This is a genomic window from Microbispora siamensis, assembly GCF_016863095.1.
GTDB lineage: Bacteria > Actinomycetota > Actinomycetes > Streptosporangiales > Streptosporangiaceae > Microbispora > Microbispora siamensis.
This window is the reverse complement of sequence record NZ_BOOF01000126.1, coordinates 1-971: the sequence shown is the minus strand read 5'-3', so window position 1 is coordinate 971 and position 971 is coordinate 1. Positions and strand designations below refer to the sequence as shown.

The 971-nt window shown below is 69.1% G+C and carries 1 protein-coding gene; it reads right to left on the bottom strand.

The annotated features are described in order from the left end of the window. Positions 1-969: a sugar phosphate isomerase/epimerase family protein gene (locus Msi02_RS42760; RefSeq protein WP_239109441.1), complete on the bottom strand. Its 969-nt coding sequence runs from the start codon at positions 967-969 to the stop codon at positions 1-3. Between the last annotated feature and the right edge of the window lie 2 nt (positions 970-971).

The window sequence follows — 971 nt, the reverse complement described above, 5'->3', positions numbered from 1 at the left end:
TCAGCTCTCGGAGGAGAAGGCGGCGTCGAAGGCGGCGTCGGGTGGGGTGATGGCGTTGAGCGAGCGGATGTAGGCGAGGGATTCCGGTGCGCCGTGCAGCCGGTCCATGCCCGCGTCCTCCCACTCGATGGAGATCGGGCCGTCGTAGCCGATGTGGTTGAGCGCCCGGAAGCACTCCTCCCACGGCACGTCGCCCCGGCCGGTGGATACGAAGTCCCAGCCGCGGCGGGGGTCGGCCCAGGCCAGGTGGGAGGCCAGGCGGCCGCGGCGGCCGTCGCGGGTGGCGACCCGGGCGTCCTTGCAGTCGACGTGGTAGATCCGGTCGGCGAAGTCGATGATGAAGTTCGCCGGGTCCAGGCCCTGCCACACCATGTGCGAGGGGTCCCAGTTCAGTCCGAAGGCCGGTCGGTGCCCGATGGCTTCCAGTGTCCGCACGGTGGTGTGGTAGTCGTAGGCGATCTCGCTGGGGTGCACCTCGTGGGCGAAGCGCACGCCGACCTCGTCGAAGACGTCGAGGATCGGGTTCCACCGGTCGGCGAAGTCCTGGTAGCCGGCCTCGATCATCGAGGGCGGCACCGGGGGGAACATGGCCAGGGTGTGCCAGATCGACGAGCCGGTGAAGCCGACGACGGTCGTGACGCCGAGTTTGGCCGCCGCGCGGGCGGTGTCCTTGATCTCCTCGGCGGCGCGGCGGCGTACGCCTTCGGGTTCGCCGTCGCCCCAGATGCGGGCGGGCAGGATGCCTTTGTGGCGTTCGTCGATGGGGTGGTCGCAGACGGCCTGGCCGACCAGGTGGTTGGAGATCGTCCATACCCCCAGGTTGTATTTGGCCAGGGTCTCCTTCTTGCGTTCGATGTAGGAGTCGTCGGCGAGGGCCTTGTCGACCTCGAAGTGGTCGCCCCAGCAGGCGATCTCCAGGCCGTCGTAGCCCCATTCCGAGGCCAGCCGGCAGACCTCCTCGAACGGCAGGT